Annotated in this window: 24 protein-coding genes; 16 read left to right on the top strand and 8 right to left on the bottom strand. The window is 60.3% G+C overall.

Going from position 1 to position 21,925, the window contains the following annotated elements:
* Nucleotides 1-48: 48 nt before the first annotated feature.
* The 3 genes from KJY40_RS10555 to KJY40_RS10545 form a co-directional block, all read right to left on the bottom strand.
* Nucleotides 49-408 carry a DUF6124 family protein gene (locus KJY40_RS10555; RefSeq protein ID WP_230736599.1) on the bottom strand — a complete coding sequence of 120 codons (360 nt, stop codon included), beginning with the start codon at nucleotides 406-408 and terminating at the stop codon, nucleotides 49-51.
* Between the two features lie 86 nt (nucleotides 409-494).
* Nucleotides 495-860: a DUF6124 family protein gene (locus KJY40_RS10550; protein WP_230736597.1), complete on the bottom strand. Its 366-nt coding sequence runs from the start codon at nucleotides 858-860 to the stop codon at nucleotides 495-497.
* 746 nt (nucleotides 861-1,606) lie between these two features.
* Nucleotides 1,607-2,284, bottom strand: coding sequence for an alpha/beta family hydrolase (locus KJY40_RS10545; RefSeq protein WP_230736595.1), 678 nt, complete (start codon nucleotides 2,282-2,284; stop codon nucleotides 1,607-1,609).
* Nucleotides 2,285-2,379: 95 nt separating this feature from the next.
* Here KJY40_RS10545 and ccoN (KJY40_RS10540) point away from each other — a divergent pair, with 95 nt between their 5' ends.
* The 8 genes from ccoN (KJY40_RS10540) (at nucleotide 2,380) to ccoP (KJY40_RS10505) (ending at nucleotide 9,278) form a co-directional block, all read left to right on the top strand.
* The gene (gene ccoN, locus KJY40_RS10540) at nucleotides 2,380-3,804 is read left to right on the top strand and encodes a cytochrome-c oxidase, cbb3-type subunit I (protein WP_011333291.1); all 1,425 of its coding nucleotides are present in this window, start codon (nucleotides 2,380-2,382) and stop codon (nucleotides 3,802-3,804) included.
* A 10-nt stretch (nucleotides 3,805-3,814) separates the two neighbouring features.
* Nucleotides 3,815-4,423 carry a cytochrome-c oxidase, cbb3-type subunit II gene (gene ccoO, locus KJY40_RS10535; protein ID WP_230736593.1) on the top strand — a complete coding sequence of 203 codons (609 nt, stop codon included), beginning with the start codon at nucleotides 3,815-3,817 and terminating at the stop codon, nucleotides 4,421-4,423.
* 3 nt (nucleotides 4,424-4,426) lie between these two features.
* On the top strand, nucleotides 4,427-4,624 hold the full coding sequence (locus KJY40_RS10530; RefSeq protein ID WP_064378782.1) for a cbb3-type cytochrome oxidase subunit 3: 198 nt from the start codon (nucleotides 4,427-4,429) through the stop codon (nucleotides 4,622-4,624).
* Nucleotides 4,621-5,574, top strand: coding sequence for a cytochrome-c oxidase, cbb3-type subunit III (ccoP, locus tag KJY40_RS10525; protein WP_230736590.1), 954 nt, complete (start codon nucleotides 4,621-4,623; stop codon nucleotides 5,572-5,574). The genes KJY40_RS10530 and ccoP (KJY40_RS10525) overlap by 4 nt, the downstream gene beginning before the upstream one ends.
* A gap of 481 nt (nucleotides 5,575-6,055) precedes the next feature.
* Complete coding sequence (gene ccoN, locus KJY40_RS10520) at nucleotides 6,056-7,498, top strand: cytochrome-c oxidase, cbb3-type subunit I (protein WP_007960352.1); 1,443 nt, start codon at nucleotides 6,056-6,058, stop codon at nucleotides 7,496-7,498.
* Nucleotides 7,498-8,106 (top strand): cytochrome-c oxidase, cbb3-type subunit II, encoded by a 609-nt coding sequence (gene ccoO / locus KJY40_RS10515; protein ID WP_007905434.1) that lies wholly within the window; start codon nucleotides 7,498-7,500, stop codon nucleotides 8,104-8,106. The genes ccoN (KJY40_RS10520) and ccoO (KJY40_RS10515) overlap by 1 nt, the downstream gene beginning before the upstream one ends.
* 6 nt (nucleotides 8,107-8,112) lie before the next feature.
* The gene (locus KJY40_RS10510; RefSeq protein WP_003175465.1) at nucleotides 8,113-8,298 is read left to right on the top strand and encodes a CcoQ/FixQ family Cbb3-type cytochrome c oxidase assembly chaperone; all 186 of its coding nucleotides are present in this window, start codon (nucleotides 8,113-8,115) and stop codon (nucleotides 8,296-8,298) included.
* On the top strand, nucleotides 8,295-9,278 hold the full coding sequence (gene ccoP / locus KJY40_RS10505; RefSeq protein ID WP_102717707.1) for a cytochrome-c oxidase, cbb3-type subunit III: 984 nt from the start codon (nucleotides 8,295-8,297) through the stop codon (nucleotides 9,276-9,278). Before KJY40_RS10510 ends, ccoP (KJY40_RS10505) begins: the two co-directional genes overlap by 4 nt.
* A gap of 73 nt (nucleotides 9,279-9,351) precedes the next feature.
* Here ccoP (KJY40_RS10505) and KJY40_RS10500 read toward each other — a convergent pair whose 3' ends face one another.
* Both KJY40_RS10500 and KJY40_RS10495 read right to left on the bottom strand, forming a co-directional pair.
* Nucleotides 9,352-9,597 (bottom strand): hypothetical protein, encoded by a 246-nt coding sequence (locus KJY40_RS10500; RefSeq protein WP_230736588.1) that lies wholly within the window; start codon nucleotides 9,595-9,597, stop codon nucleotides 9,352-9,354.
* Nucleotides 9,598-9,666: 69 nt separating this feature from the next.
* A complete protein-coding gene (locus tag KJY40_RS10495; protein ID WP_230736586.1) occupies nucleotides 9,667-10,671 on the bottom strand; it encodes a metallophosphoesterase family protein in 1,005 nt (334 codons plus the stop codon).
* A gap of 471 nt (nucleotides 10,672-11,142) precedes the next feature.
* Here KJY40_RS10495 and ccoG point away from each other — a divergent pair, with 471 nt between their 5' ends.
* The 6 genes from ccoG (at nucleotide 11,143) to hemN (ending at nucleotide 17,947) form a co-directional block, all read left to right on the top strand.
* Complete coding sequence (gene ccoG, locus KJY40_RS10490; protein WP_230736584.1) at nucleotides 11,143-12,558, top strand: cytochrome c oxidase accessory protein CcoG; 1,416 nt, start codon at nucleotides 11,143-11,145, stop codon at nucleotides 12,556-12,558.
* An 11-nt stretch (nucleotides 12,559-12,569) separates the two neighbouring features.
* Nucleotides 12,570-13,109, top strand: a complete 540-nt coding sequence (locus KJY40_RS10485) for a FixH family protein (protein ID WP_007951661.1) — start codon at nucleotides 12,570-12,572, stop codon at nucleotides 13,107-13,109.
* Nucleotides 13,110-13,120: 11 nt separating this feature from the next.
* Entirely contained in the window at nucleotides 13,121-15,571 is a 2,451-nt protein-coding gene (locus KJY40_RS10480; RefSeq protein ID WP_230736581.1) for a heavy metal translocating P-type ATPase, read from the top strand.
* A 22-nt stretch (nucleotides 15,572-15,593) separates the two neighbouring features.
* Nucleotides 15,594-15,806 (top strand): cbb3-type cytochrome oxidase assembly protein CcoS, encoded by a 213-nt coding sequence (ccoS, locus tag KJY40_RS10475; RefSeq protein ID WP_064378774.1) that lies wholly within the window; start codon nucleotides 15,594-15,596, stop codon nucleotides 15,804-15,806.
* On the top strand, nucleotides 15,799-16,482 hold the full coding sequence (locus KJY40_RS10470; protein ID WP_230736579.1) for a sulfite exporter TauE/SafE family protein: 684 nt from the start codon (nucleotides 15,799-15,801) through the stop codon (nucleotides 16,480-16,482). The genes ccoS and KJY40_RS10470 overlap by 8 nt, the downstream gene beginning before the upstream one ends.
* 82 nt (nucleotides 16,483-16,564) lie before the next feature.
* Nucleotides 16,565-17,947 carry an oxygen-independent coproporphyrinogen III oxidase gene (hemN, locus tag KJY40_RS10465; protein ID WP_011333280.1) on the top strand — a complete coding sequence of 461 codons (1,383 nt, stop codon included), beginning with the start codon at nucleotides 16,565-16,567 and terminating at the stop codon, nucleotides 17,945-17,947.
* Here hemN and KJY40_RS10460 read toward each other — a convergent pair.
* Nucleotides 17,944-18,426, bottom strand: a complete 483-nt coding sequence (locus tag KJY40_RS10460; protein WP_230736577.1) for a hypothetical protein — start codon at nucleotides 18,424-18,426, stop codon at nucleotides 17,944-17,946. The genes hemN and KJY40_RS10460 overlap by 4 nt on opposite strands.
* Before the next feature lie 155 nt (nucleotides 18,427-18,581).
* Between KJY40_RS10460 and fnr the strand changes: the two genes are divergently transcribed.
* Nucleotides 18,582-19,316: a fumarate/nitrate reduction transcriptional regulator Fnr gene (gene fnr, locus KJY40_RS10455; protein WP_007951654.1), complete on the top strand. Its 735-nt coding sequence runs from the start codon at nucleotides 18,582-18,584 to the stop codon at nucleotides 19,314-19,316.
* A 78-nt stretch (nucleotides 19,317-19,394) separates the two neighbouring features.
* Nucleotides 19,395-19,943 carry an adenine phosphoribosyltransferase gene (locus KJY40_RS10450; RefSeq protein WP_003223345.1) on the top strand — a complete coding sequence of 183 codons (549 nt, stop codon included), beginning with the start codon at nucleotides 19,395-19,397 and terminating at the stop codon, nucleotides 19,941-19,943.
* A gap of 127 nt (nucleotides 19,944-20,070) precedes the next feature.
* Here KJY40_RS10450 and KJY40_RS10445 read toward each other — a convergent pair whose 3' ends face one another.
* A complete protein-coding gene (locus KJY40_RS10445) occupies nucleotides 20,071-21,219 on the bottom strand; it encodes an acyl-CoA dehydrogenase family protein (protein WP_230736575.1) in 1,149 nt (382 codons plus the stop codon).
* 71 nt (nucleotides 21,220-21,290) lie between these two features.
* Nucleotides 21,291-21,893, bottom strand: coding sequence for a recombination mediator RecR (gene recR / locus KJY40_RS10440; RefSeq protein ID WP_007951652.1), 603 nt, complete (start codon nucleotides 21,891-21,893; stop codon nucleotides 21,291-21,293).
* Between the last annotated feature and the right edge of the window lie 32 nt (nucleotides 21,894-21,925).

Genomic DNA, 21,925 nt, shown 5'->3' with positions numbered 1-21,925 from the left:
AAAAAACCCGGATAGCGAGAGCTTCCGGGTTTTTTATTGCCTTGCTACTTACGCCTTCGGTACGAGGTTATCCAACGCCTGATTCACCGCCAACTCGCCCAACATCACCACTTGCGCAATGCCCAATAGGGTCTTGCGGTTCGGCCCTTCCAGCAGGCCGGCAAAGTCACCGAGCATGACCGTGGCTGAAGCCAGGGATTCGCAGGCGTTGGCCAGCAATGACTCCGTGTCGGTTTGCGGGTTGACCATGAACATGTCGTTTGGGGTGTAGGGCGTGGCCATGATCTTGGCTGCGGGTGTCAGGTAATAATCGAGGGCGCGTTCGGCCGCGTCGTGGAGTTTTCTTGAATCGGGAAATTCGTACGGGGACACCGGATCTTCTACCGGGGGAATGACGGTCTTGGACATCAGCTGGTACTCCGGAAAGAGTCGCTTGAGGATTTTTATCGACGGCTGCCAGGCAGTGAGGGGCAAGCCCCTCACCGAGGCCGCAACTACCGCGAGACGTGATGGTTATCCAGCACACGATTGACCAGCAGCTCACTCAGCATGATGACCTGCTGCAGTATCTGCATCGCCTTGCGCTGCGACGGATCGACGGTGTTGCCGAGATCCCGGGCCATGTCACTGGCTGACGACAGCGTTTCGCAGGCTTCGACCAGCAGCGTTTCGTCGTCCACCGTTGGATTGACCAGATAAATCCTGCCGGGCTTGCGCGATGGCTTGGACGTCTTCTGCGCCCCAGGATCGAGGTAATGATTGATCGCCCGCTCGGTGGCCGATTTTATGTTTTCGGCTTCGAGTGCAGCGTCGTAGGGGATTGAATCGGTATCTGGTGGGTTTGGTGTGGCTTTGAACATACGTGTAACTCCTATCGCAGACTTCAAGGAGCCATCACCCACGCTACCAAACGATGGGTGGCGGCCATACGCGGGTTGGTAGACCGGCTGCAATAGGAACCCGGCGCTCACGAATGAGCCCCACGCATGACCACCATAAAACAGAGCCCCCAAAAAGGACGGCATACGGTGTTGCCATACAGCTATTACAGACGGGCTACCAAACCCGATCACTGTTTTTTCAGTGACAGGGAAACGATATAGCCCACCCCATAGCCGCGTAAGCCGGCGGATTCTGGCGTACGCGTAGGCAACGACGCAAGGTGTTGTAGCCCTTATGGCGTAACGGTTCGTGTACTTTAAACGCCGTCTCGGAATTACGTTTACGCACACAAAACAAGCAGATCTTTCCCTGCTGCAATCCGAATGGCTCCCCACCACTCAACACGATGAGCGTTAGCTCGAGTACCGCTTTTGATCTTAGGGCGACGTCGGAAGGCTGAGTGGAGGGATTTATCCGGGGGTGGGAGCGCAGCGACCGTTTGGCGAAGCCAAACACATCGAGAGGAGGTGCAGCGAAGCAAACCGTAGGCGATGCCCCCCGGATGAATCCCGGAGCGAAGGAACCCCGAGCTTTAGCGAGCGGGCCGGACGTAGGAGCAAGACCTTTTGGTTACTTTTGGGGCGTTTGCCAAAAGTGACCCGCCGTAGGGGCGGAACCCTAAGCAGCCATAACCGCAGCAACGGATATGCCCCCAAAAAAAGCCTCAACGAAGAAACGCGGCCACCTTCTGCGCGGCGCTAGCCAAATGCTGCTCATGCGTAAACCCGGATACCTTGAGCGGCTTCAAATCATGATCCCCAGAGGCCAACCAAAACACCTCAATACTCGGCGATAGATCGTAAGCCTCGACAGCGTCCCGATTGCCAAGCGCATCCCGCTCCCCCTGAACAATCAACGTCCGAGTCTTCAACCCAGCCAGATGTTCGACCCGAGGCTTCTCCGGTTTCCCCACCGCATAAAACGGATACCCCAGACAAACCAACGCATCAGCGCCAAGCTCATCGGCAAGCAGACTGGCCATCCGCCCCCCCATCGACTTCCCGCCAACCGCCAAAACCCCAGCGACATGAAGTCGCACCAAGCCATAAACCTCACGCCAGCACTCCTGCAATTTCCCCGCAGGATTGGGCGGTCGCTTGACCCCATCAACCCGCCGCTGTGCCATATAAGGAAACTCAAACCGCAACACGTTCACACCCAGCCCGGCAAGGCGCCCAGCCACATCCGTCATCCACTCACTGTCCATCGGCGCCCCCGCCCCATGCGCGAGAATGAGCGTCGCCGAAGCCTCACCAACAGCGGCATCCCAAAGCCACCCGTGATCCTGCAGGCACTGCGCCCATTGATCCCCGTCAATACTGGCCTTGTGCTGTTTGTCCATGCTTGCCTCGCTTTTAGTCTGCCTATAACTCCAGGCGAAGGATTCGCGGCGTTTTCTGCGCGCGCTCACTTCGGCTGAACCGTGGATGGGGAACCATGAACACTTCTATCAGTACCGCCTACAACTACAAGGTGGTCCGCCAATTCGCCATTATGACGGTGGTGTGGGGCATCGTCGGCATGGGGCTCGGGGTTTTTCTCGCGGCTCAATTGGTCTGGCCCGAACTCAACTTCAACCTGCCGTGGACCAGCTTCGGACGCCTGCGCCCGCTGCACACCAACGCGGTGATCTTCGCGTTCGGCGGCTGTGCCTTGTTCGCCAGTTCGTTCTACTCGGTGCAGCGCACCTGCCAGACACAACTGTTCGCGCCGAAAATCGCCGCCTTCTGCTTCTGGGGCTGGCAACTGGTGATCTTGCTGGCGGCCATCAGTCTGCCGCTGGGTTACACCAGTTCCAAGGAATACGCCGAGCTGGAATGGCCGATCGACATCCTGATCACCATCGTCTGGGTCGCCTACGCCATCGTGTTCTTCGGCACGATCATGCAGCGCAAGACCAAGCACATTTATGTGGGCAACTGGTTCTTCGGCGCGTTCATCATCACCGTGGCGATCCTGCACATCGTCAACAACCTTGAGTTGCCGGTGAGCTTCACCAAGTCCTACTCGGTGTACGCGGGTGCAACCGACGCGATGGTGCAATGGTGGTACGGCCACAACGCCGTAGGGTTTTTCCTCACCGCCGGTTTCCTCGGGATGATGTACTACTTCGTGCCGAAACAGGCCGAACGTCCGGTGTATTCGTATCGTCTGTCGATCGTGCACTTCTGGGCGCTGATCACCCTGTACATCTGGGCCGGCCCGCACCACTTGCACTACACCGCGCTGCCGGACTGGGCGCAGTCGCTGGGCATGGTGATGTCGCTGGTACTGCTGGCGCCAAGCTGGGGCGGCATGATCAACGGCATGATGACCCTCTCGGGCGCCTGGCATAAGTTGCGCAGCGACCCGATCCTGCGCTTCCTGGTGGTGTCGCTGGCGTTCTACGGCATGTCGACCTTCGAAGGTCCGATGATGGCGATCAAAACAGTGAACGCCCTCTCCCACTACACCGACTGGACCATCGGCCACGTTCACGCCGGCGCGCTCGGCTGGGTAGCGATGATTTCCATCGGGGCGCTGTACCACATGATCCCGAAAGTGTTTGGCAAAGAGCAGATGCACAGCATCGGCCTGATCAACGCGCACTTCTGGCTCGCAACCATCGGCACCGTTTTGTACATCGCTTCGATGTGGGTCAACGGCATCGCCCAGGGCCTGATGTGGCGCGCAGTGAACGAGGACGGCACGCTGACCTACTCCTTCGTCGAAACCCTGGTGGCCAGCCACCCTGGCTTCGTCGTGCGGCTGATTGGCGGGGCGATCTTCCTCAGCGGCATGTTCCTGATGGCTTACAACACCTGGCGCACCGTGCGGGCCTCGCAGCCTGCTGACGTCGTTGCTGCCGCGCAGATGGCCTGAGGAGTCCGCCATGAAACACGAAACGATTGAAAAGAACGTCGGCCTGCTGATGCTGCTGATGGTGTTCGCCGTGAGCATCGGCGGCCTGACCCAGATCGTCCCGCTGTTCTTCCAGGACGTGACCAACAAACCGGTGGAAGGCATGAAGCCCTACACCGCGCTGCAACTGGAAGGCCGCGACATCTACATCCGCGAAGGCTGCGTCGGTTGCCACTCGCAGATGATCCGTCCGTTCCGCGCCGAGACCGAACGCTACGGGCACTACTCGGTGGCCGGCGAAAGCGTGTGGGATCACCCGTTCCTGTGGGGTTCGAAACGTACCGGTCCGGATCTGGCCCGGGTCGGCGCGCGTTACTCGGATGACTGGCACCGTGCGCACTTGTACAACCCGCGCAACGTTGTACCGGAATCGAAGATGCCGGCCTACCCATGGCTGGTCACCCAACCGGTCGACAGCAGCCACACCGAAACCAAGCTCAAGGTCATGCGCACCCTCGGCGTGCCATACACCGACGACGACATCAGCGGCGCGGTGGCCAGCCTCAAGGGCAAAACCGAAATGGACGCCCTCGTCTCCTACCTGCAAGTGCTCGGCACTTCGATCAAGAGCAAGAGGTGAGAAATGGTCATTGAAATGAGCGCGGGGCTGATTCGCGGCCTCGGCACGGTCGTGGTGTTCGTGGCCTTCGTCGGCCTGACCCTGTGGGTGTTCAACCGCAAGCGCACGCCGGAATTCGCCGAAGCGCGCCTGCTGCCGTTTGCCGACGAGCCGCAACCCGACCCAACCCAAGCATCTGAAACAAGGAGTACCCGGCCATGACCACCTTCTGGAGTACGTGGATCTGCGTACTGACCATCGGCAGCCTGATCGGCCTGACCTGGCTGCTGGTCGGCACCCGTCGGGGCGAGACCAAGGGCAGCGTCGACCAGACCATGGGCCACAGCTTCGACGGCATCGAGGAGTACGACAACCCGCTGCCGCAGTGGTGGTTCATGCTGTTCGCCGGCACGCTGGTGTTTTCCGTGGGCTATCTGATCCTTTATCCGGGCCTGGGCAACTGGAAAGGCATCCTGCCTGGCTACGAGGATGGCTGGACCGGCGTCCACGAATGGGAAAAGGAAATGAGCAAGGCCGACGCCAAGTTCGGGCCGATCTTCGCCAAATTCGCCGCGATGCCGGTGGAAGAAGTGGCGAAGGATCCGCAGGCGCTGAAAATGGGTGGCCGTCTGTTCGCCTCCAACTGCTCGGTGTGCCACGGCTCGGATGCCAAGGGCGCGTTCGGCTTCCCTAACCTCGCCGACAAGGACTGGCGTTGGGGCGGCAGCGCCGAAACCATCAAGACCACCATCATGGGTGGCCGGATGGCGGCGATGCCGGCGTGGGGCGAAGTGCTGGGCGAGGCAGGGGTGAAAAACGTCGCCGCCTATGTGCGTCATGAACTGGCGGGGCTGCCACTGCCGGCGGACACCAAGGCTGATCTTCAAGCGGGTCAGCAGGCGTTCAGCACAACCTGCACCGCATGTCACGGGGCAAACGGCCAGGGCACCGAAGCCATGGGCGCGCCGAACCTGACGCACCCGGCCGGTTTCATCTACGGCACCAGCCTGACCCAACTTGAGCAGACAATCCGCCATGGTCGTCAAGGCCACATGCCAGCCCAGAACGAGCTGCTGGGCAACGATAAAGTGCAATTGCTGGCCGCTTATGTGTACAGCCTTAGCAATGGATTGAATACAGAAAAACTGATTACTGAGGACAATAAAAAGTAATCATTGCGTACAAGACTGCCGCACGTTTCCAGTGCGGCAGTTTCCAGCCCCTTTGCGACGCATTGTCGCACCCCTTCACCCCCTCTCCTTTCGGTTACCCGGATTCGGGTCTACGCTTGCTCGATGCGGACTGGCCCGTGCCGGTTCCAGGTCGACCCCGAGCGAGGCGTTGAACGAATCGGCTGACTGACATGGCCGCAAAGGCCGGTAGATACCGGCTGTCGTGCCAATTACCGTCCGTCACCCGAACCGAGCGTTCGAACACACCCCGTTACATCCGACCGGGACCCCTCGCTTTTTTCGTCCGCTGCGACATTTTGCCCGAGGGCAATTTTGTCCTTACGCGGCGCATGGAAAGGCCGCAGAATCAGCGTTGGAAAGCATTGACCCAGGTCATGGCGCGTTGCATTGACCCCCTGCTTTCTACATACTTGCGGCCGATTTTAATCCTAATAAAACACCCAAACCGTGGAACCTTAGAATGAGCACAGCAATCAGTCCGACTGCTTATAACTATAAGGTAGTCCGCCAGTTCGCCATCATGACGGTGGTCTGGGGGATCCTTGGCATGGGGCTCGGTGTCTTCATCGCCTCGCAACTGGTCTGGCCGGAGTTGAATTTCGGTCTGCCTTGGACGAGCTTTGGACGCCTGCGCCCGTTGCACACAAACCTGGTGATTTTCGCCTTCGGTGGTTGTGCACTGTTTGCCACTTCCTACTATGTCGTGCAGCGAACCTGCCAGACGCGACTGATTTCCGACAGCCTCGCGGCCTTCACCTTCTGGGGATGGCAGGCGGTCATCGTCGGCGCGATCATTACCTTGCCGCTGGGTTACACCACCACCAAGGAATACGCGGAACTGGAATGGCCCCTCGCCATTTTGCTGGCCATTGTCTGGGTCACCTACGGTCTGGTGTTCTTCGGCACCATCACCAAGCGCAAGACCAAGCACATCTATGTCGGTAACTGGTTCTACGGTGCGTTCATCGTGGTGACCGCGATGCTGCACATCGTCAACCACATGTCGCTGCCGGTCAGCCTGTTCAAGTCCTACTCGGCCTACTCGGGCGCCACCGACGCGATGATCCAGTGGTGGTACGGCCACAACGCCGTGGGCTTCTTCCTGACCACCGGCTTCCTGGGGATGATGTACTACTTCGTGCCGAAACAGGCCGAACGTCCGATCTACTCCTATCGTCTGTCGATCGTGCACTTCTGGGCGCTGATCACCCTGTACATCTGGGCCGGCCCGCACCACTTGCACTACACCGCACTGCCGGACTGGGCACAATCGCTGGGCATGGCGATGTCGATCATCCTGCTGGCCCCGAGCTGGGGCGGCATGATCAACGGCATGATGACCCTGTCGGGCGCCTGGCATAAGCTGCGCACCGACCCGATCCTGCGTTTCCTCGTGGTATCGCTGGCGTTCTACGGCATGTCGACCTTCGAAGGTCCGATGATGGCCATCAAGACCGTCAACTCGCTCTCGCACTACACCGACTGGACCATCGGCCACGTACACGCCGGTGCACTCGGCTGGGTAGCGATGATTTCGATCGGCGCGATCTACCACATGATTCCGAAACTGTTCGGCCGTGCGCAGATGCACAGCACCGGCCTGATCAACGCGCACTTCTGGCTCGCGACCATCGGTACCGTTCTGTACATCGCTTCGATGTGGGTCAACGGCATCACTCAGGGTCTGATGTGGCGTGCAATCAACGATGACGGCACCCTCACCTACTCGTTCGTCGAAGCGCTGCAGGCCAGCCACCCTGGTTTCATCGTCCGCGCCCTGGGCGGTGCGTTCTTCGCCAGCGGCATGCTGCTGATGGCTTACAACGTATGGCGCACCGTTCGCGCCTCGAACCCGGCTGAAGCCGAAGCCGCCGCCAAGATTGCCGTAGTTGGAGCTCACTGATGAAGCATGAAGCCGTCGAGAAGAACATTGGCCTGCTGGCTTTCTTCATGGTCATCGCCGTCAGCGTCGGTGGCCTGACCCAAATCGTTCCGCTGTTTTTCCAGGACGTCACCAACAAGCCGGTCGAAGGCATGAAGCCGCGCACCGCCCTTGAACTGGAAGGCCGCGACGTTTACATCGCCAACGGCTGTGTCGGCTGCCACTCGCAGATGATCCGTCCGTTCCGTGCCGAAACCGAACGCTACGGCCACTACTCGGTCGCCGGTGAAAGCGTCTGGGATCACCCGTTCCTGTGGGGTTCCAAGCGTACCGGTCCGGACCTGGCCCGCGTCGGTGGTCGTTACTCCGATGACTGGCAGCGTGCGCACTTGTACAACCCGCGCAACGTCGTCCCCGAGTCGAAAATGCCGGCCTACCCGTTCCTCGTAGAAAACAAGCTCGATGGCAAAGACACGGCCAAGAAAATGGAAGTGTTGCGCACGCTCGGCGTCCCTTACACCGACGAAGACATCGCCGGTGCCAAGGATGCCGTGAAGGGCAAAACCGAAATGGACGCGCTGGTGGCCTATCTGCAAGGCCTGGGCACCATCATCAAAAGCAAACGGTGATTCTTAATGGATATCGGGATGATTCGAGGCCTGGGCACTGTTGTCGTGATGGTTGCCTTCATCGGCCTGGCGTTGTGGGTGTTCAGCCCCAAGCGCAAGTCGGAGTTTGAAGACGCGACCTTGCTGCCCTTCGCGGATGATCCCGAAGCCATCAAGCACGTCGAGCAAGCTTCTAGGAGTAACAAAGAATGACTACATTCTGGAGTCTGTACGTCACAGTCCTCAGTCTCGGTACGATCTTTTCCCTGACCTGGCTGTTGCTGTCGACCCGCAAGGGCCAGCGCACCGAGCAGACCGACGAGACGGTGGGCCACTCTTTCGACGGGATCGAGGAGTACGACAACCCGCTGCCGAAATGGTGGTTCATGCTGTTCGTGGGCACCATCGTCTTCGCTCTGGGTTATCTGGTGCTGTACCCGGGCCTGGGCAACTGGAAAGGTCTGCTGCCGGGCTACAACTACCTCGATACCGAGAAGCAGACCGCGTTCGCCAACGGCCAGACCGGCTGGACCGGCGTTCACGAGTGGGAAAAGGAAATGGCGCGTTCGGATGCCAAGTTCGGTCCGATCTTCGCCAAGTTCGCCGCCATGCCAATCGAAGAAGTCGCCAAGGATCCGCAAGCCCTGAAGATGGGTGGCCGTCTGTTCGCCTCCAACTGCTCGGTCTGCCACGGTTCCGACGCCAAGGGCGCTTATGGTTTCCCTAACCTGACCGACGCCGACTGGCGCTGGGGCGGCGAGCCGGAAACCATCAAGACCACCATCATGGGCGGTCGTCACGCCGTGATGCCGGCCTGGGCTGAAGTGATCGGTGAGCAAGGCGTGGCCGACGTGGCCGCGTTCGTGCTGACCAACCTGGATGGCCGCAAGCTGCCGGAAGGCACCAAGGCAGATCCGGCCAACGGCCAGAAACTGTTCGCCGCCAACTGCGTGGCGTGCCACGGCCCGGCGGGCAAAGGTACGCCAGCGATGGGCGCACCTGACCTGACCCACCCTGCCGCGTTCATCTACGGTTCGAGCTTCGCGCAACTGCAGCAGACCATCCGTTACGGCCGTCAGGGCCAGATGCCTGCCCAGGAACAATTGCAAGGCAACGACAAGGTTCACCTGCTGGCGGCTTATGTTTACAGCCTGTCCCACGGTGAAAAACCAGCGGAAGCCGAGGCCCAGTAAGGCCAACGCTTGAAGCAAAAAAAGGCCCCGCCAGTGAGAACTGGCGGGGCCTTTTTGTATCCCTTCTATTGACTCAAATAATATTGCCTCCACCGAGACTGTCCAGGCCTGAAGGTCTGTGCGGCTTGCCAGCATCGTCCGGCGGGTTGCGCTTCTGCCTGGTCTCCTCGGCAACTTCGGCCGACTCAAGCGCTGCCAGAGCTGCTTGCGGGTGCGCGACGGCAATGGCGGCGCCCGGAATGGAGCTATTGAGAATGACGTTCAGTGCGTCCATTTCTTCCTGACTAATGCCGAGTGCATTGAGAGTGCTTTTGTTCATACATTTTCATCCTTGAATAAAGTCCGGTGCTCCGGATAAAACCAATGAAAGTTGTGCCCTTGGCGCTGCTCAGGGGCGACTGGCCCAAATCGACTTCACCGGAACCGTGTGCACGAGTTGCGGTTTTTGCCAGTCATTGTTCTCGATCAAATTGACATGCAACTGCTTGCGATCCTCCGAGAAACTCGCGACCAGGTACGTCTGCTGGGAAGTTGCGCCGCTGAGAAGCATCGGCACCTTACCCATCCAGCGCTTGCCTCCCCCTTGCGTATGGTAGTGACCCGCAAAGATGGCGGTGACTTCATACTTCTCGATCATGTCCAGAAAGCGCTGCTCCTGTTGCCAGTCCCCCTGCCAGTCATCCCATTTGTGCATGTTGAGGATGATGGCGTAGCCCTGGGTTCTCGCCACCCTCAAATCGTTTTCCAGCCAGTCCAGTGCGCTGGTGATGTTGAAGGTTGTCGGATTCAGCGCATGGGCAATTTTCGTGGAGTAGGTAGGTTCGTTGTTGAGCTGCACCAAATGAACTTCCCCGACATTTTTCGAGTAGGCAAGACTGCCCGAATAAAGAATATTCAGAAAAGCGCCGGTAACCTTGAGATCAAAATTATCCACCTTGTTCTTATGATATTCGTTGAACTCGACAATACTGCCCGCCGCACAACTATTACTGAAACAGTCATCCACATTATTTTCGTAATCATGATTACCCAAACCATACAGGTAATCACCCTTGAAGTACTTCTCCAGGGCCGATTTCATATACGAGCGCTGCCAACCGTGGCCGAAAGCGGTAATGTCGCCATTGATTACCAAGGGGATTGCAGCCTGCCCCCCATGGGCATTTCGAAACTCGGCAATGCTGCCCAACTGGCTGTCTACCAACCACTTGGCACGTTTTTCGATATCCGCATCGGATTCCGGCTCACCGCTGTCGGTCTTGTCAGTCCACGGATATTGCGTGTCAGACGCGAACACCATATGCCGTGGAGCGCCCTCAACGGCATGAACCAAAGTAACAGAAGAGAGTAAACAGACACCCAGCAGAAACTTTACAACTCCATTAAAAGTCATAGCCTTGAAACTCCATTTAACTTGAACACGAACTGGCAACCGAATATCGCCAGACGCAAACATATTCGATTAAACGAAACCTTTCAAAGCAGGCAGCAGGAACAATTAAATAAACTTGTTTCAAACATACTAACAAAAGAAAGCAGAGTTCCTTACTTCAAAAAAACTTCTCGAAGATTGACAACGAAAAACCGGACAACGAAGTACCGATTTTCGGCCGTGCGGATCACCAGGCAGCGCAACGCTGACGAATCGCCTAGACTGATGTATCGGCACGGGGAAAAAGGGTGATCCCTCACAAGTCAATTGATTCAAGTCATTACACCATCAATTGATTTTCCCCAACGCGACCAAAGGTCGCACCCGTTCGTCGGTAGTACAGGCGTATCATTGGGCCACTGCAACACCCCTTTTTGACCCCGGCCGGCACGTATCGACCGAGGCATTTTTCCACTGCCGTGGGATGCAATGATGAGCAATCAGATTCCGGTACACGACGTCACGCCCCCCAACAAGAACGCGAACAACAGCGTCGACCTTTACGCCTCTCGAGAAAAAATCTACACCCGTGCTTTCACCGGCCTGTTCCGCAATCTGCGGATGATGGGCGGCGCCGCGCTGTTCCTGCTGTATTTCGGTACGGTGTGGTTGAACTGGGGCGGCCATCAGGCCGTGTGGTGGAACCTGCCGGAGCGCAAGTTCTTCATTTTCGGCGCCACGTTCTGGCCGCAGGATTTCATTCTGCTTTCCGGGCTGCTGATCATTGCCGCGTTCGGCCTGTTCTTCATCACTGTGTATGCCGGCCGGGTCTGGTGCGGCTACACCTGTCCGCAAAGCGTGTGGACGTGGATTTTCATGTGGTGCGAGAAGGTCACCGAAGGCGACCGCAACCAGCGCATCAAGCTCGACAAGGCGCCGATGAGCGCCAACAAGTTCCTGCGCAAATTCGCCAAGCACGCGATGTGGCTGTTGATCGGTTTCGTCACCGGCATGACCTTCGTCGGCTATTTCTCGCCGATCCGTGAACTGGTCTTCGAATTTTTCACAGGGCAAGCCGATGGCTGGTCGTATTTCTGGGTCGGTTTCTTCACCCTCGCCACCTACGGCAACGCCGGCTGGTTGCGTGAGCAGGTGTGCATCTACATGTGTCCGTATGCGCGCTTCCAGAGCGTGATGTTCGACAAGGACACCCTGATCGTTTCCTATGATCCGCGTCGCGGCGAAAGCCGTGGCCCGCGCAAGAAAGGCGTCGACTACAAGGCTCAGGGCCTGGGCGATTGCATCGACTGCACCATGTGCGTTCAGGTCTGCCCGACCGGCATCGACATCCGCGACGGCCTGCAGATCGAGTGCATCGGCTGCGCCGCGTGCATCGACGCCTGCGACAGCATCATGGACAAGATGGATTACCCGCGCGGGCTGATCAGCTACACCACCGAACACAACTTGTCCGGACAGAAAACCCATAAACTGCGGCCACGCCTGATCGGTTATGCCGTGGTGCTGCTGGCGATGATCAGCCTGTTGGTGACAGCCTTCTTCATGCGTTCGCTGGTGGGTTTCGACGTCAGCAAGGACCGCGTGCTGTACCGCGAAAACGCCGAAGGCCGGATCGAAAACGTCTACAGCCTGAAGATCATGAACAAGGATCAGCGCGACCACACCTACGTGCTGGAAGCCGCCGGTTTGCCGGATCTGCGCCTGCAAGGCAAGCGCGAGATCAAGGTGCCGGCCGGGGAAATTTTCAGCATGCCGGTCGAACTGTCGAGCGCGCCTGAACAACTGCCGTCGAGCACCAACGAGGTGAAATTCATCCTCAAGGATGCCGATGACGACAGCGTCCACGTAGAAGCCAAGAGCCGTTTCATCGGCCCACAAAATCGTTGAGAGAACTGAACATGCCCGCAGCAAACGCCGCAAGTCCCTGGTACAAGCACCTTTGGCCATGGATCATCATCGGGATTCTGGCCTGTTCGGTGACCCTGACACTGTCCATGGTGACCATCGCGGTGAACAACCCGGACAACCTGGTCAACGACAACTACTACGAGGCCGGCAAAGGCATCAACCGTTCGCTGGATCGCGAGCTGCTGGCCCAGACCTTGAAGATGCGCGCTGCCGTGCACCTGGATGACGTCACCGGCGAAGTCGACCTGCGCCTGAGCGGCGACAGCCAGCCGAAAACCCTGGAACTGAACCTGATCTCGCCGACCCAGCCGGAGAAGGACCGCAAGATCGTCCTGGCCCGCAGCGAGACTGAAACGGGCCGCTACATTGGCCAGTTGAGCGACAAGATCGAAGGCCGGCGCTTTGTCGAATTGCTGGGCACCCAGGATGATCACGTGTGGCGGATGTTCGAGGAAGAACTGGTCAGCCATGACAAGGATTTGTTGCTGGGTGATGAGCCGTTGCAGGGTGCTGAAGACCTGAAGAAGTAAGCCTTTTCCTGATGACCACCCCCATCCCCTGCTACCACTGTGCCCTGCCCGTCCCTTCGGGCAGCCGCTTCACCGCTGTCGTGCTCGGGGAATCCCGCGAGTTCTGCTGCCCCGGCTGTCAGGCCGTGGCCGAAGCCATTGTTGCCGGCGGGCTGGAAAGCTATTACCAGCATCGCAGCGAAGCCTCGGCCAACCCCGAAGCGCTGCCGGTGCAACTGGTCGATGAGCTTGAGCTGTACGACCGCGCCGACGTGCAGCAACCTTTCGTGCGCCACGAAGGTGAACTGGCCGAGACCACGTTGCTGATGGAAGGCATCAGTTGCGCCGCCTGCGGCTGGCTGATCGAGAAACACCTGCGCACCCTGCCCGCCGTGGCCGAGGCGCGGCTGAACCTGTCCAACCATCGCCTGCATGTGCGCTGGGCTGACACCCAATTGCCGCTGAGCCAGATCCTCGGTGAACTGCGCCACATCGGCTACGCCGCGCACCCGTATCAGGCCGACCGCGCCAGCGAACAACTGGCCAGCGAAAACCGCCTCGCCCTGCGCCAACTCGGCGTCGCCGGGCTGCTGTGGTTCCAGGCGATGATGGCGACCATGGCCACATGGCCGGAATTCAATATCGACCTCAGCCCGGAGCTGCACACCATCCTGCGCTGGGTCGCGCTGTTCCTCACCACGCCGATCGTGTTCTACAGCTGCGCACCGTTCTTCAAAGGCGCCATGCGCGACCTGCGCACTCGCCATCTGACCATGGACGTCTCGGTGTCGCTGGCGATCGGCGCGGCTTATGTCGCCGGGATCTGGACCTCGATCACCGGGGTCGGCGAGCTGTATTTCGACGCGGTGGGCATGTTCGCGCTGTTCCTGCTCGCCGGGCGCTACCTCGAACGTCGCGCCCGCGAACGCACCGCCGCTGCTACCGCGCAACTGGTCAATCTGCTGCCCGCCTCGTGTCTGCGCCTCGACGAATCCGGCCAGAGCGAGCGCATCCTGCTCAGCGAACTGCGCCTCGGTGATCGGGTGCTGGTTCAACCAGGCTCGGTGCTGCCGGCGGACGGCAAGATCCTCGATGGCCAGTCGAGTATCGACGAATCGGTGCTGACCGGCGAATACCTGCCGCAGCCCCGCGCCAAGGGCGATGCCGTCACTGCCGGCACGCTGAACGTGGAAGGCGCGCTGACCGTCGAAGTGCAAGCGCTCGGCCAGGACACCCGGCTGTCAGCCATCGTCCGTCTGCTGGATCGCGCCCAGGCGGAAAAACCACGGCTGGCGGAAATCGCCGACCGCGCCGCGCAATGGTTTCTGTTGCTGTCATTGATCGCCGCCGCCGCCATCGGCCTGTTGTGGTGGGAACTGGATCCGTCGCGAGCGTTCTGGATCGTCCTCGCCATGCTGGTTGCGACCTGCCCGTGCGCGCTGTCTCTGGCAACACCAACTGCGCTGACCGCCGCCACCGGCACCCTGCACAAACTCGGCCTGCTGCTGACCCGCGGCCATGTGCTGGAAGGCCTGAACCAGATCGACACGGTGATTTTCGACAAGACCGGCACCCTCACTGAAGGCCGATTGGTGCTGCGCTCGATTCGCCCGCTTGGCGCCCTGGACAGCGATCAGTGCCTGAGCCTCGCCGCCGCACTGGAAAACCGTTCGGAACACCCGATCGCCCGCGCCTTCGGTCGCGCGCCGCTGGCTGCCGAAGATGTCCACAGCACGCCGGGGCTGGGGCTTGAAGGGCTGGTTGGCGAACAGCGTATGCGCATCGGTCAGGCGGATTTTGTCTGTGATCTCAGCGGCGCGCCGGTGCCATCGATGCCGAAGGAACCCGGCCAATGGTTGCTGCTCGGTGACCGTCAGGGACCGCTGGCCTGGTTCGCCCTCGACGACCGTCTGCGCGACGACGCCCCGGCCCTGCTCGCCGCGTGCAAGGCGCGCGGCTGGCGCACACTGTTGCTGTCGGGCGACAGTTCGCCGATGGTCGCCAGTGTCGCTGCCGAACTGGGTATCGACGAGGCCCGGGGCGGTCTGCGTCCGGACGACAAGCTGCAAGTGCTGCAACAACTGCACAAGGACGGCCGCAAGGTGCTGATGCTTGGCGACGGCGTGAACGACGTGCCGGTGCTGGCCGCTGCGGACATCAGCGTGGCCATGGGCTCGGCCACTGACCTTGCGAAAACCAGTGCCGACGCGGTGCTGCTGTCCAATCGCCTCGACGCCTTGGTACAAGCCTTCACGCTGGCCCGTCGCACCCGTCGGGTGATCATCGAGAACCTGTTGTGGGCCGCGCTGTACAATGGCCTCATGTTGCCGTTCGCCGCCCTCGGCTGGATCACTCCGGTGTGGGCCGCCGTCGGCATGTCGATCAGTTCGCTGACCGTGGTGCTCAACGCCCTGCGCCTGACTCGCCTGCCGAGTGCGCCGGCCGTCAGCGCCACATCAGAAACCCGCCCGCTGCCGGCCTGAGCCGCGCGGGCATGGAGTACAGATGCCAGCTCTCTACGTGATGATTCCGGCCGCGCTGCTGATCGTGGCCATCGCCGTCTACATCTTCTTCTGGGCGGTGGACAGCGGCCAGTACGACGACCTCGACGGCCCGGCCCACAGCATCCTGTTCGACGATCAAGACCCAAACCACACCGCCGCAGTGGACGAAGCCAACCCGAGCAAACCGGACGACAAGGCGCCACCCCATGCTTGAACTGGCGCCACTGCTGGTGTCTGCATTGATTCTCGGCCTGCTCGGCGGCGGGCATTGCCTGGGCATGTGCGGCGGCTTGATGGGCGCGCTGACCCTGGCGATTCCCAAGGAACAACGCAGCCGGCGCTTTCGACTGCTGCTGGCCTATAACCTTGGGCGGATACTCAGCTATGCCACGGCGGGATTGCTGATCGGGCTGGCGGGATGGGCGGTGGCCAACAGTCCTGCTGCGCTGTTCATGCGCGTACTCGCCGGGTTGCTGCTGATCGCCATGGGCTTGTACTTGGCCGGTTGGTGGAGCGGCCTGACCCGCATCGAAAGCCTGGGTCGTGGACTCTGGCGTTACATTCAGCCTGTCGCCAATCGTCTGCTGCCGGTGTCGAGCCTGCCCCGGGCTTTACTGCTCGGCGCGCTGTGGGGATGGCTGCCGTGTGGGCTGGTTTACAGCACGTTGCTGTGGTCGGCCAGTCAGGGTAATGCACTCGACAGCGCCTTGCTGATGCTCACTTTCGGGCTCGGCACCTGGCCAGTGTTGTTGGCAACCGGACTCGCGGCCGAACGGGTCACGGCACTGTTGCGCAAACGCAGCGTGCGCGTGGCCGGCGGTCTGCTGGTGATCCTGTTCGGCATCTGGACCCTACCGGGGCCGCACCAGCACTGGCTGATGGGCCACTGATCCCGTTGATGCAAATCAAGACGCCTTTTTGTGCCCTCCCCTAGACTCGGCACACTGCCAGCCTATCCGGGGGAATGCCCGCATGCTCGACGCCATTCGTTGGGACACCGATTTGATCCGCCGCTACGACCTGGCGGGGCCGCGCTACACCTCGTACCCGACGGCCGTGCAATTTCACAGTCAGGTCGGCACCTTCGACCTGTTTCACGCCCTGCGCGACAGTCGCAAGGCCCTGCGCCCGCTGTCGCTGTACGTGCACGTGCCGTTCTGCGCGAACATCTGCTACTACTGCGCCTGCAACAAAGTCATCACCAAGGATCGCGGCCGCGCCCTGCCCTATCTGCAACGGCTCGAGCAGGAAATCCAGCTGATCGCCTGCCACCTCGACCCGGCGCAGAAAGTCGAGCAACTGCACTTCGGCGGCGGTACGCCGACCTTTCTCAGCCACGATGAATTGCGCCAGTTGATGGCGCACCTGCGCAAGCATTTCAATCTGCTGGACGATGACTCCGGCGATTACGGCATCGAAATCGACCCGCGCGAAGCCGACTGGTCGACCATGGGCCTGCTGCGCGAATTGGGCTTCAACCGGGTCAGCATCGGCCTGCAGGATCTCGACCCGGCGGTGCAACGGGCGGTCAATCGCCTGCAAAGCCTGGAAGAAACCCGTGCGGTGATCGACGCGGCGCGCACCCTGCAATTTCGCTCGATCAACATCGATTTGATCTACGGCCTGCCCAAGCAGACCCCGGACAACTTCGCCCGTACCGTCGAGGAAGTCATCAGCCTGCAACCGGACCGGCTCTCGGTGTTCAACTACGCGCACCTGCCGGAACGCTTCATGCCGCAGCGGCGGATCAACGGCAACGAACTGCCGAGCCCGGCGCAGAAACTGGAAATGCTGCAACGCACCATCGAACAACTGACCGCCGCCGGCTATCGCTACATCGGCATGGACCATTTCGCCCTGCCCGACGATGAACTGGCGATTGCCCAGGAAGAATCGACCCTGCAACGCAATTTCCAGGGCTACACCACCCACGGTCATTGCGACCTGATCGGCCTGGGCGTGTCGGCCATCAGCCAGATCGGCGATCTTTACTGCCAGAACAGCAGCGATCTCAATCACTACCAGAACACCCTCGCTGGCGCGCAACTCGCCACCAGCCGAGGTCTGGTGTGCAACGCTGACGATCGCTTGCGCCGGGCGGTGATCCAGCAACTGATCTGCAATTTCAGCCTGGATTTCGCCGAGATCGAGCGCAGCTTCAATATCGATTTTCAGGGTTACTTCGGCGCGCTCTGGCCGCAATTGCAGGGCATGGCGCAGGACGGGCTGATCGAACTGGATCGCGAGCGCATCACCGTGCTGCCGGCCGGGCGCCTGCTGGTGCGATCGGTGTGCATGGTGTTCGACGCGTATCTGGAACAGCAGAACCGCCAGCGTTTTTCGCGGGTGATCTAGCTCTTCATCAGCAGCGCGTTGGTTTTCAGGTTCTGGTCAGCGTTCAGGCCCGACTGGTCGATGACCTTGGCCAGGGACAGGTTGGCGGTGATCAGACCGTTGTTGAGGGCAGAGATGGCGCCTTTGAGGGCAGCAATTTTGGCGAACCGCTCTTCGTTGGAAAGGGTCTTGTTGGCCATCAGCGCATTGATCTGGGCGTTCTTCTCGGCGATCTGCTGGCGAAACTTGCGAATCATCTTCAGCAATTGCTGGACGTTTTCAGGCAGGCCGCTTTCTTCGATATCGCGGTTTTTCCCGCCGGAACCGGCGGATTTTACAATGGCGGCACCGGACAGCGACACTTTGACGCCCTCGACCAAGGTCGGGCTTCCCAATGATGCCGCGTCTGTGCCGGACTCATCGTCAACGGAGGTTTCAGCACTTTCCAGCAACGACGCAACACCACTGTTACCGGGGGTCAGCGTACCAATAGCAGTCATCGAAGCGGTTCCTTGCATGCCGTCAGATACCTGTTTATCGGCCGTGATTCCTGCGGCTTTATGCCGTGGGGGCAATCTCGCCACAGACTGGCCTGAATGTCCTCCGCTGGGTTACCCTTACGCCTTATGTGTGTTTTCCCACAAGGATTAAAGAAATGTCCGAGCCAGTTAAACTGCGCGCTCACAACCAGGCTAATTGCAAGGATTGCAGCCTGGCCCCTCTCTGCCTGCCACTTTCGCTGAATCTGGAAGACATGGATGCGCTGGACGAAATCGTTAAACGTGGCCGCCCGTTGAAAAAGGGTGAGTTCCTGTTCCGTCAGGGCGACACTTTCGATTCCGTTTATGCAGTACGCTCCGGCGCCCTGAAGACCTTCAGCCTGAGCGACACCGGCGAAGAACAACTGACCGGTTTCCACCTGCCGAGCGAACTGGTCGGGCTGTCCGGCATGGACACCGAGAAACACCCGGTTTCCGCCCAGGCGCTGGAAACCACTTCGGTCTGCGAGATTCCGTTCGAACGCCTCGACGAACTGGCCCTGCAACTGCCGCAGCTGCGCCGTCAGTTGATGCGCGTGATGAGCCGGGAAATCCGCGACGACCAGCAAATGATGTTGCTGCTGTCGAAAAAAACCGCCGACGAGCGCATCGCTACGTTCCTGGTCAACCTGTCCGCACGTTTTCGCGCTCGCGGGTTCTCGGCCAACCAGTTCCGCCTGAGCATGTCGCGCAATGAAATCGGCAACTACCTGGGGCTGGCGGTGGAAACCGTGTCCCGGGTCTTCACCCGCTTCCAGCAGAACGAACTGATCGCCGCCGAGGGCAAGGAAATCCATATCCTCGACCCGATCCAGCTCTGCGCCCTGGCTGGCGGCTCGCTCGAAGTCTGATCTCGACCCGCGGCCGAGCGTATCGTTTCAGCCGCGGGTATACTGCGCCGTTTGCAGCCCTGCCAGGACACCTCGACGATGGTCTTCGACTCCTTCGACATCAAATCCCTGATCCGCCCTGTGATCGATTTCCCGAAACCGGGCGTGATCTTTCGCGACATCACCCCGCTGTTCCAGTCGCCCAAGGCCCTGCGCCTGGTGATGGACAGCTTCGCCCACCGTTACGTGGAAGCCGACTTCACCCACATCGGCGCGATGGATGCGCGCGGTTTCCTGATCGGTTCGGTGCTGGCCTATCAGTTGAACAAGCCGCTGGTGCTGTTCCGCAAGCAAGGCAAACTGCCGGCGGACGTGCTGGCTGAAGGTTACGCGACCGAGTACGGCGAAGCGTTCCTCGAAGTACACGCCGACAGCCTGTGTGAAGGCGATTCGGTGGTGATGTTCGATGACCTGATCGCCACCGGCGGCACGCTGATCGCAGCGGCCAACCTGATCCGCCGCATGGGCGCCCGCGTTCATGAAGCGGCGGCGATCATTGATCTGCCGGAGCTGGGGGGTTCTCAGCGTCTGGAGGACATGGGGATTCCTACGTTCTGCCTGACGCAGTTTGCGTTGACTGATAAATAAGCGGCGCCTGCCATTACGCCTTCGCGAGCAAGCCCGCTCCCACATTCGACCGCATTCCTCTGATGGAACACGATCGAATGTGGGAGCGGGCTTGCTCGCGAAAGGGCCACCAGCGTCACCACAAAATCTAAAGCCCCATCTGCTTGCTGATGATCTCGTTCATCACTTCCCGCGTCCCGCCGCCAATCGACAAGATGCGGTTATCCCGGAACAGCCGCTCTACCAGGCTTTCGCGCATATAACCCAGCCCGCCAAGAATCTGCACTGCCTCGTTGGTGATCCGGTCCGAAGTGTCCGTGGCGAAGTTCTTGGCCATGGAAATTTCCTTGATCACGCTCTGCCCCGCCGCCATCTTCGCCGCCTGCCGGTAGGTGAACTCCCGCGAGACTTCCAGCGCCGTGGCCATCTCCGCGAGGCGATGCTTGATGACCTGGAACTTGCCGATGGGTTTGCCGAACGCTTCACGGTCCTTCGCCCACTTCAGGCTTTCTTCCAGCGCCAGTTGCGCGGTCATGTTGGCCATCAACGCCAATGCCAGACGTTCGCTCTGGAAGTTGCCCATGATGCAGGCGAATCCCATGTTTTCAGCGCCGATCAGGTTTCCTACAGGCACCCGGCAATCGTCGAAGAACAATTCAGCCGTGTCCGACGCCCACCAACCCATTTTCTTCAGTTGCCGGCCGACGGTGAAGCCCGGCGTGCCCTTCTCGATCAGCAGCAGGCTGATACCGCCAAAACCGGGCGCGCCGGTGCGCACCGCGACGGTGTAGTAATCGGCGCGCACGCCACTGGTGATAAAAGTTTTACTGCCGCTGACCCGGTAATGATCGCCATCGCGTACAGCGCGGGTCTGCAGGTTGGCGACGTCGGAGCCGCCGCCCGGTTCGGTGACAGCCAAGGCGCTGATCTTCTCGCCGCCAAGGACTTGAGGGACGACATGGTCACGCACTTCGGGCCGGGCCCATTTGACGATCGGCGGCAAACCGATGTCGAGCGAACCGAGCCCGGCCACCAGCCCGCCGGAGCCGCAGCGCATCAGTTCTTCGCTGGCGGCGATCTTGGCGAACAGATCACCTTCGTGGCTGCCGCCCAGCGCTTCGGGGTAACCGATGCCGAGGATGCCGGCCGCACCGGCCTTGAGGTACAGCTCACGGGGAAAGCTTTCGGCTTCTTCCCACGCATCGATGTCCGGCAGGATCTCGCGTTCGACGAAACGTCTGACGCTGTCGCGAACCATTTGGTGGCTGGGGTCGAAGTATTCCTGGAAGGCGGGCATCGGCGAACTCCATGGAAGGGTTCGCCGAACTTAACCGAGCGCTTGCTTGGTTTTCAACAGGATTGTGCGGCTCAAAGGGAAATCGGCTTGCGCCCGGCAAACGAGTGGGCCAGCGTGCCGCCGTCCACCAATTCCAGTTCGCCACCCAGCGGCACGCCGTGAGCGATACGCGAGGCGATCAGGCCTTTGTTCTGCAGCAACTGGGCGATGTAGTGGGCCGTCGCTTCGCCTTCCACGGTCGGGTTGGTGGCGAGGATGACTTCGGTGAAGGTGCCCGCCTCTTCGATCCGCGCCATCAACTGCGGAATGCCGATGGCTTCCGGGCCCAGGCCGTCCAGCGGCGACAGGTGCCCCTTGAGCACGAAGTAGCGCCCGCGGAAGCCGGTCTGCTCGACCGCGTAGACGTCCATCGGCCCTTCCACCACGCACAGCAGCGTGTCGTCGCGGCGGGTGTCGGCGCATTGCGGGCACAGATCGTCTTCGGTCAGCGTGCGGCACTGGCGGCAGTGTCCGACCCCTTCCATGGCCTGGCTCAAGGCCTGGGCCAGGCGCGTACCGCCGCTGCGGTCACGTTCGAGCAACTGCAACGCCATACGCTGGGCAGTTTTCTGACCCACGCCCGGCAAAGTTCGCAGGGCGTCGATCAGTTGGCGAATCAAAGGGCTGAAGCTCATGGGGAAAAAGTCCGACAAAACAACGAGACGCG

The sequence above is a fragment of the Pseudomonas fitomaticsae genome (assembly GCF_021018765.1).
GTDB lineage: Bacteria > Pseudomonadota > Gammaproteobacteria > Pseudomonadales > Pseudomonadaceae > Aquipseudomonas > Aquipseudomonas fitomaticsae.
The sequence above is the reverse complement of the archived record's forward strand: the minus strand, read 5'-3'. Positions and strand labels throughout refer to the sequence as shown.

What these genes read in the sequence shown, in the direction of transcription:
- KJY40_RS10500 (WP_230736588.1), bottom strand. Translation starts at nt 9,597, where the DNA reads ATGAACAAAAGCACTCTCAATGCACTCGGCATTAGTCAGGAAGAAATG.
- recR (WP_007951652.1), bottom strand. Translation starts at nt 21,893, where the DNA reads ATGAGCTTCAGCCCTTTGATTCGCCAACTGATCGACGCCCTGCGAACT.
- fnr (WP_007951654.1), top strand. Translation starts at nt 18,582, where the DNA reads ATGTCCGAGCCAGTTAAACTGCGCGCTCACAACCAGGCTAATTGCAAG.
- hemN (WP_011333280.1), top strand. Translation starts at nt 16,565, where the DNA reads ATGCTCGACGCCATTCGTTGGGACACCGATTTGATCCGCCGCTACGAC.
- ccoG (WP_230736584.1), top strand. Translation starts at nt 11,143, where the DNA reads ATGAGCAATCAGATTCCGGTACACGACGTCACGCCCCCCAACAAGAAC.
- ccoO (WP_007905434.1), top strand. Translation starts at nt 7,498, where the DNA reads ATGAAGCATGAAGCCGTCGAGAAGAACATTGGCCTGCTGGCTTTCTTC.
- ccoO (WP_230736593.1), top strand. Translation starts at nt 3,815, where the DNA reads ATGAAACACGAAACGATTGAAAAGAACGTCGGCCTGCTGATGCTGCTG.
- KJY40_RS10545 (WP_230736595.1), bottom strand. Translation starts at nt 2,284, where the DNA reads ATGGACAAACAGCACAAGGCCAGTATTGACGGGGATCAATGGGCGCAG.
- KJY40_RS10450 (WP_003223345.1), top strand. Translation starts at nt 19,395, where the DNA reads ATGGTCTTCGACTCCTTCGACATCAAATCCCTGATCCGCCCTGTGATC.
- KJY40_RS10495 (WP_230736586.1), bottom strand. Translation starts at nt 10,671, where the DNA reads ATGACTTTTAATGGAGTTGTAAAGTTTCTGCTGGGTGTCTGTTTACTC.
- ccoN (WP_007960352.1), top strand. Translation starts at nt 6,056, where the DNA reads ATGAGCACAGCAATCAGTCCGACTGCTTATAACTATAAGGTAGTCCGC.
- KJY40_RS10470 (WP_230736579.1), top strand. Translation starts at nt 15,799, where the DNA reads ATGCTTGAACTGGCGCCACTGCTGGTGTCTGCATTGATTCTCGGCCTG.
- ccoP (WP_102717707.1), top strand. Translation starts at nt 8,295, where the DNA reads ATGACTACATTCTGGAGTCTGTACGTCACAGTCCTCAGTCTCGGTACG.
- ccoP (WP_230736590.1), top strand. Translation starts at nt 4,621, where the DNA reads ATGACCACCTTCTGGAGTACGTGGATCTGCGTACTGACCATCGGCAGC.
- KJY40_RS10550 (WP_230736597.1), bottom strand. Translation starts at nt 860, where the DNA reads ATGTTCAAAGCCACACCAAACCCACCAGATACCGATTCAATCCCCTAC.
- KJY40_RS10445 (WP_230736575.1), bottom strand. Translation starts at nt 21,219, where the DNA reads ATGCCCGCCTTCCAGGAATACTTCGACCCCAGCCACCAAATGGTTCGC.
- KJY40_RS10480 (WP_230736581.1), top strand. Translation starts at nt 13,121, where the DNA reads ATGACCACCCCCATCCCCTGCTACCACTGTGCCCTGCCCGTCCCTTCG.
- KJY40_RS10530 (WP_064378782.1), top strand. Translation starts at nt 4,427, where the DNA reads ATGGTCATTGAAATGAGCGCGGGGCTGATTCGCGGCCTCGGCACGGTC.
- KJY40_RS10485 (WP_007951661.1), top strand. Translation starts at nt 12,570, where the DNA reads ATGCCCGCAGCAAACGCCGCAAGTCCCTGGTACAAGCACCTTTGGCCA.
- KJY40_RS10460 (WP_230736577.1), bottom strand. Translation starts at nt 18,426, where the DNA reads ATGACTGCTATTGGTACGCTGACCCCCGGTAACAGTGGTGTTGCGTCG.
- ccoS (WP_064378774.1), top strand. Translation starts at nt 15,594, where the DNA reads ATGCCAGCTCTCTACGTGATGATTCCGGCCGCGCTGCTGATCGTGGCC.
- ccoN (WP_011333291.1), top strand. Translation starts at nt 2,380, where the DNA reads ATGAACACTTCTATCAGTACCGCCTACAACTACAAGGTGGTCCGCCAA.
- KJY40_RS10510 (WP_003175465.1), top strand. Translation starts at nt 8,113, where the DNA reads ATGGATATCGGGATGATTCGAGGCCTGGGCACTGTTGTCGTGATGGTT.
- KJY40_RS10555 (WP_230736599.1), bottom strand. Translation starts at nt 408, where the DNA reads ATGTCCAAGACCGTCATTCCCCCGGTAGAAGATCCGGTGTCCCCGTAC.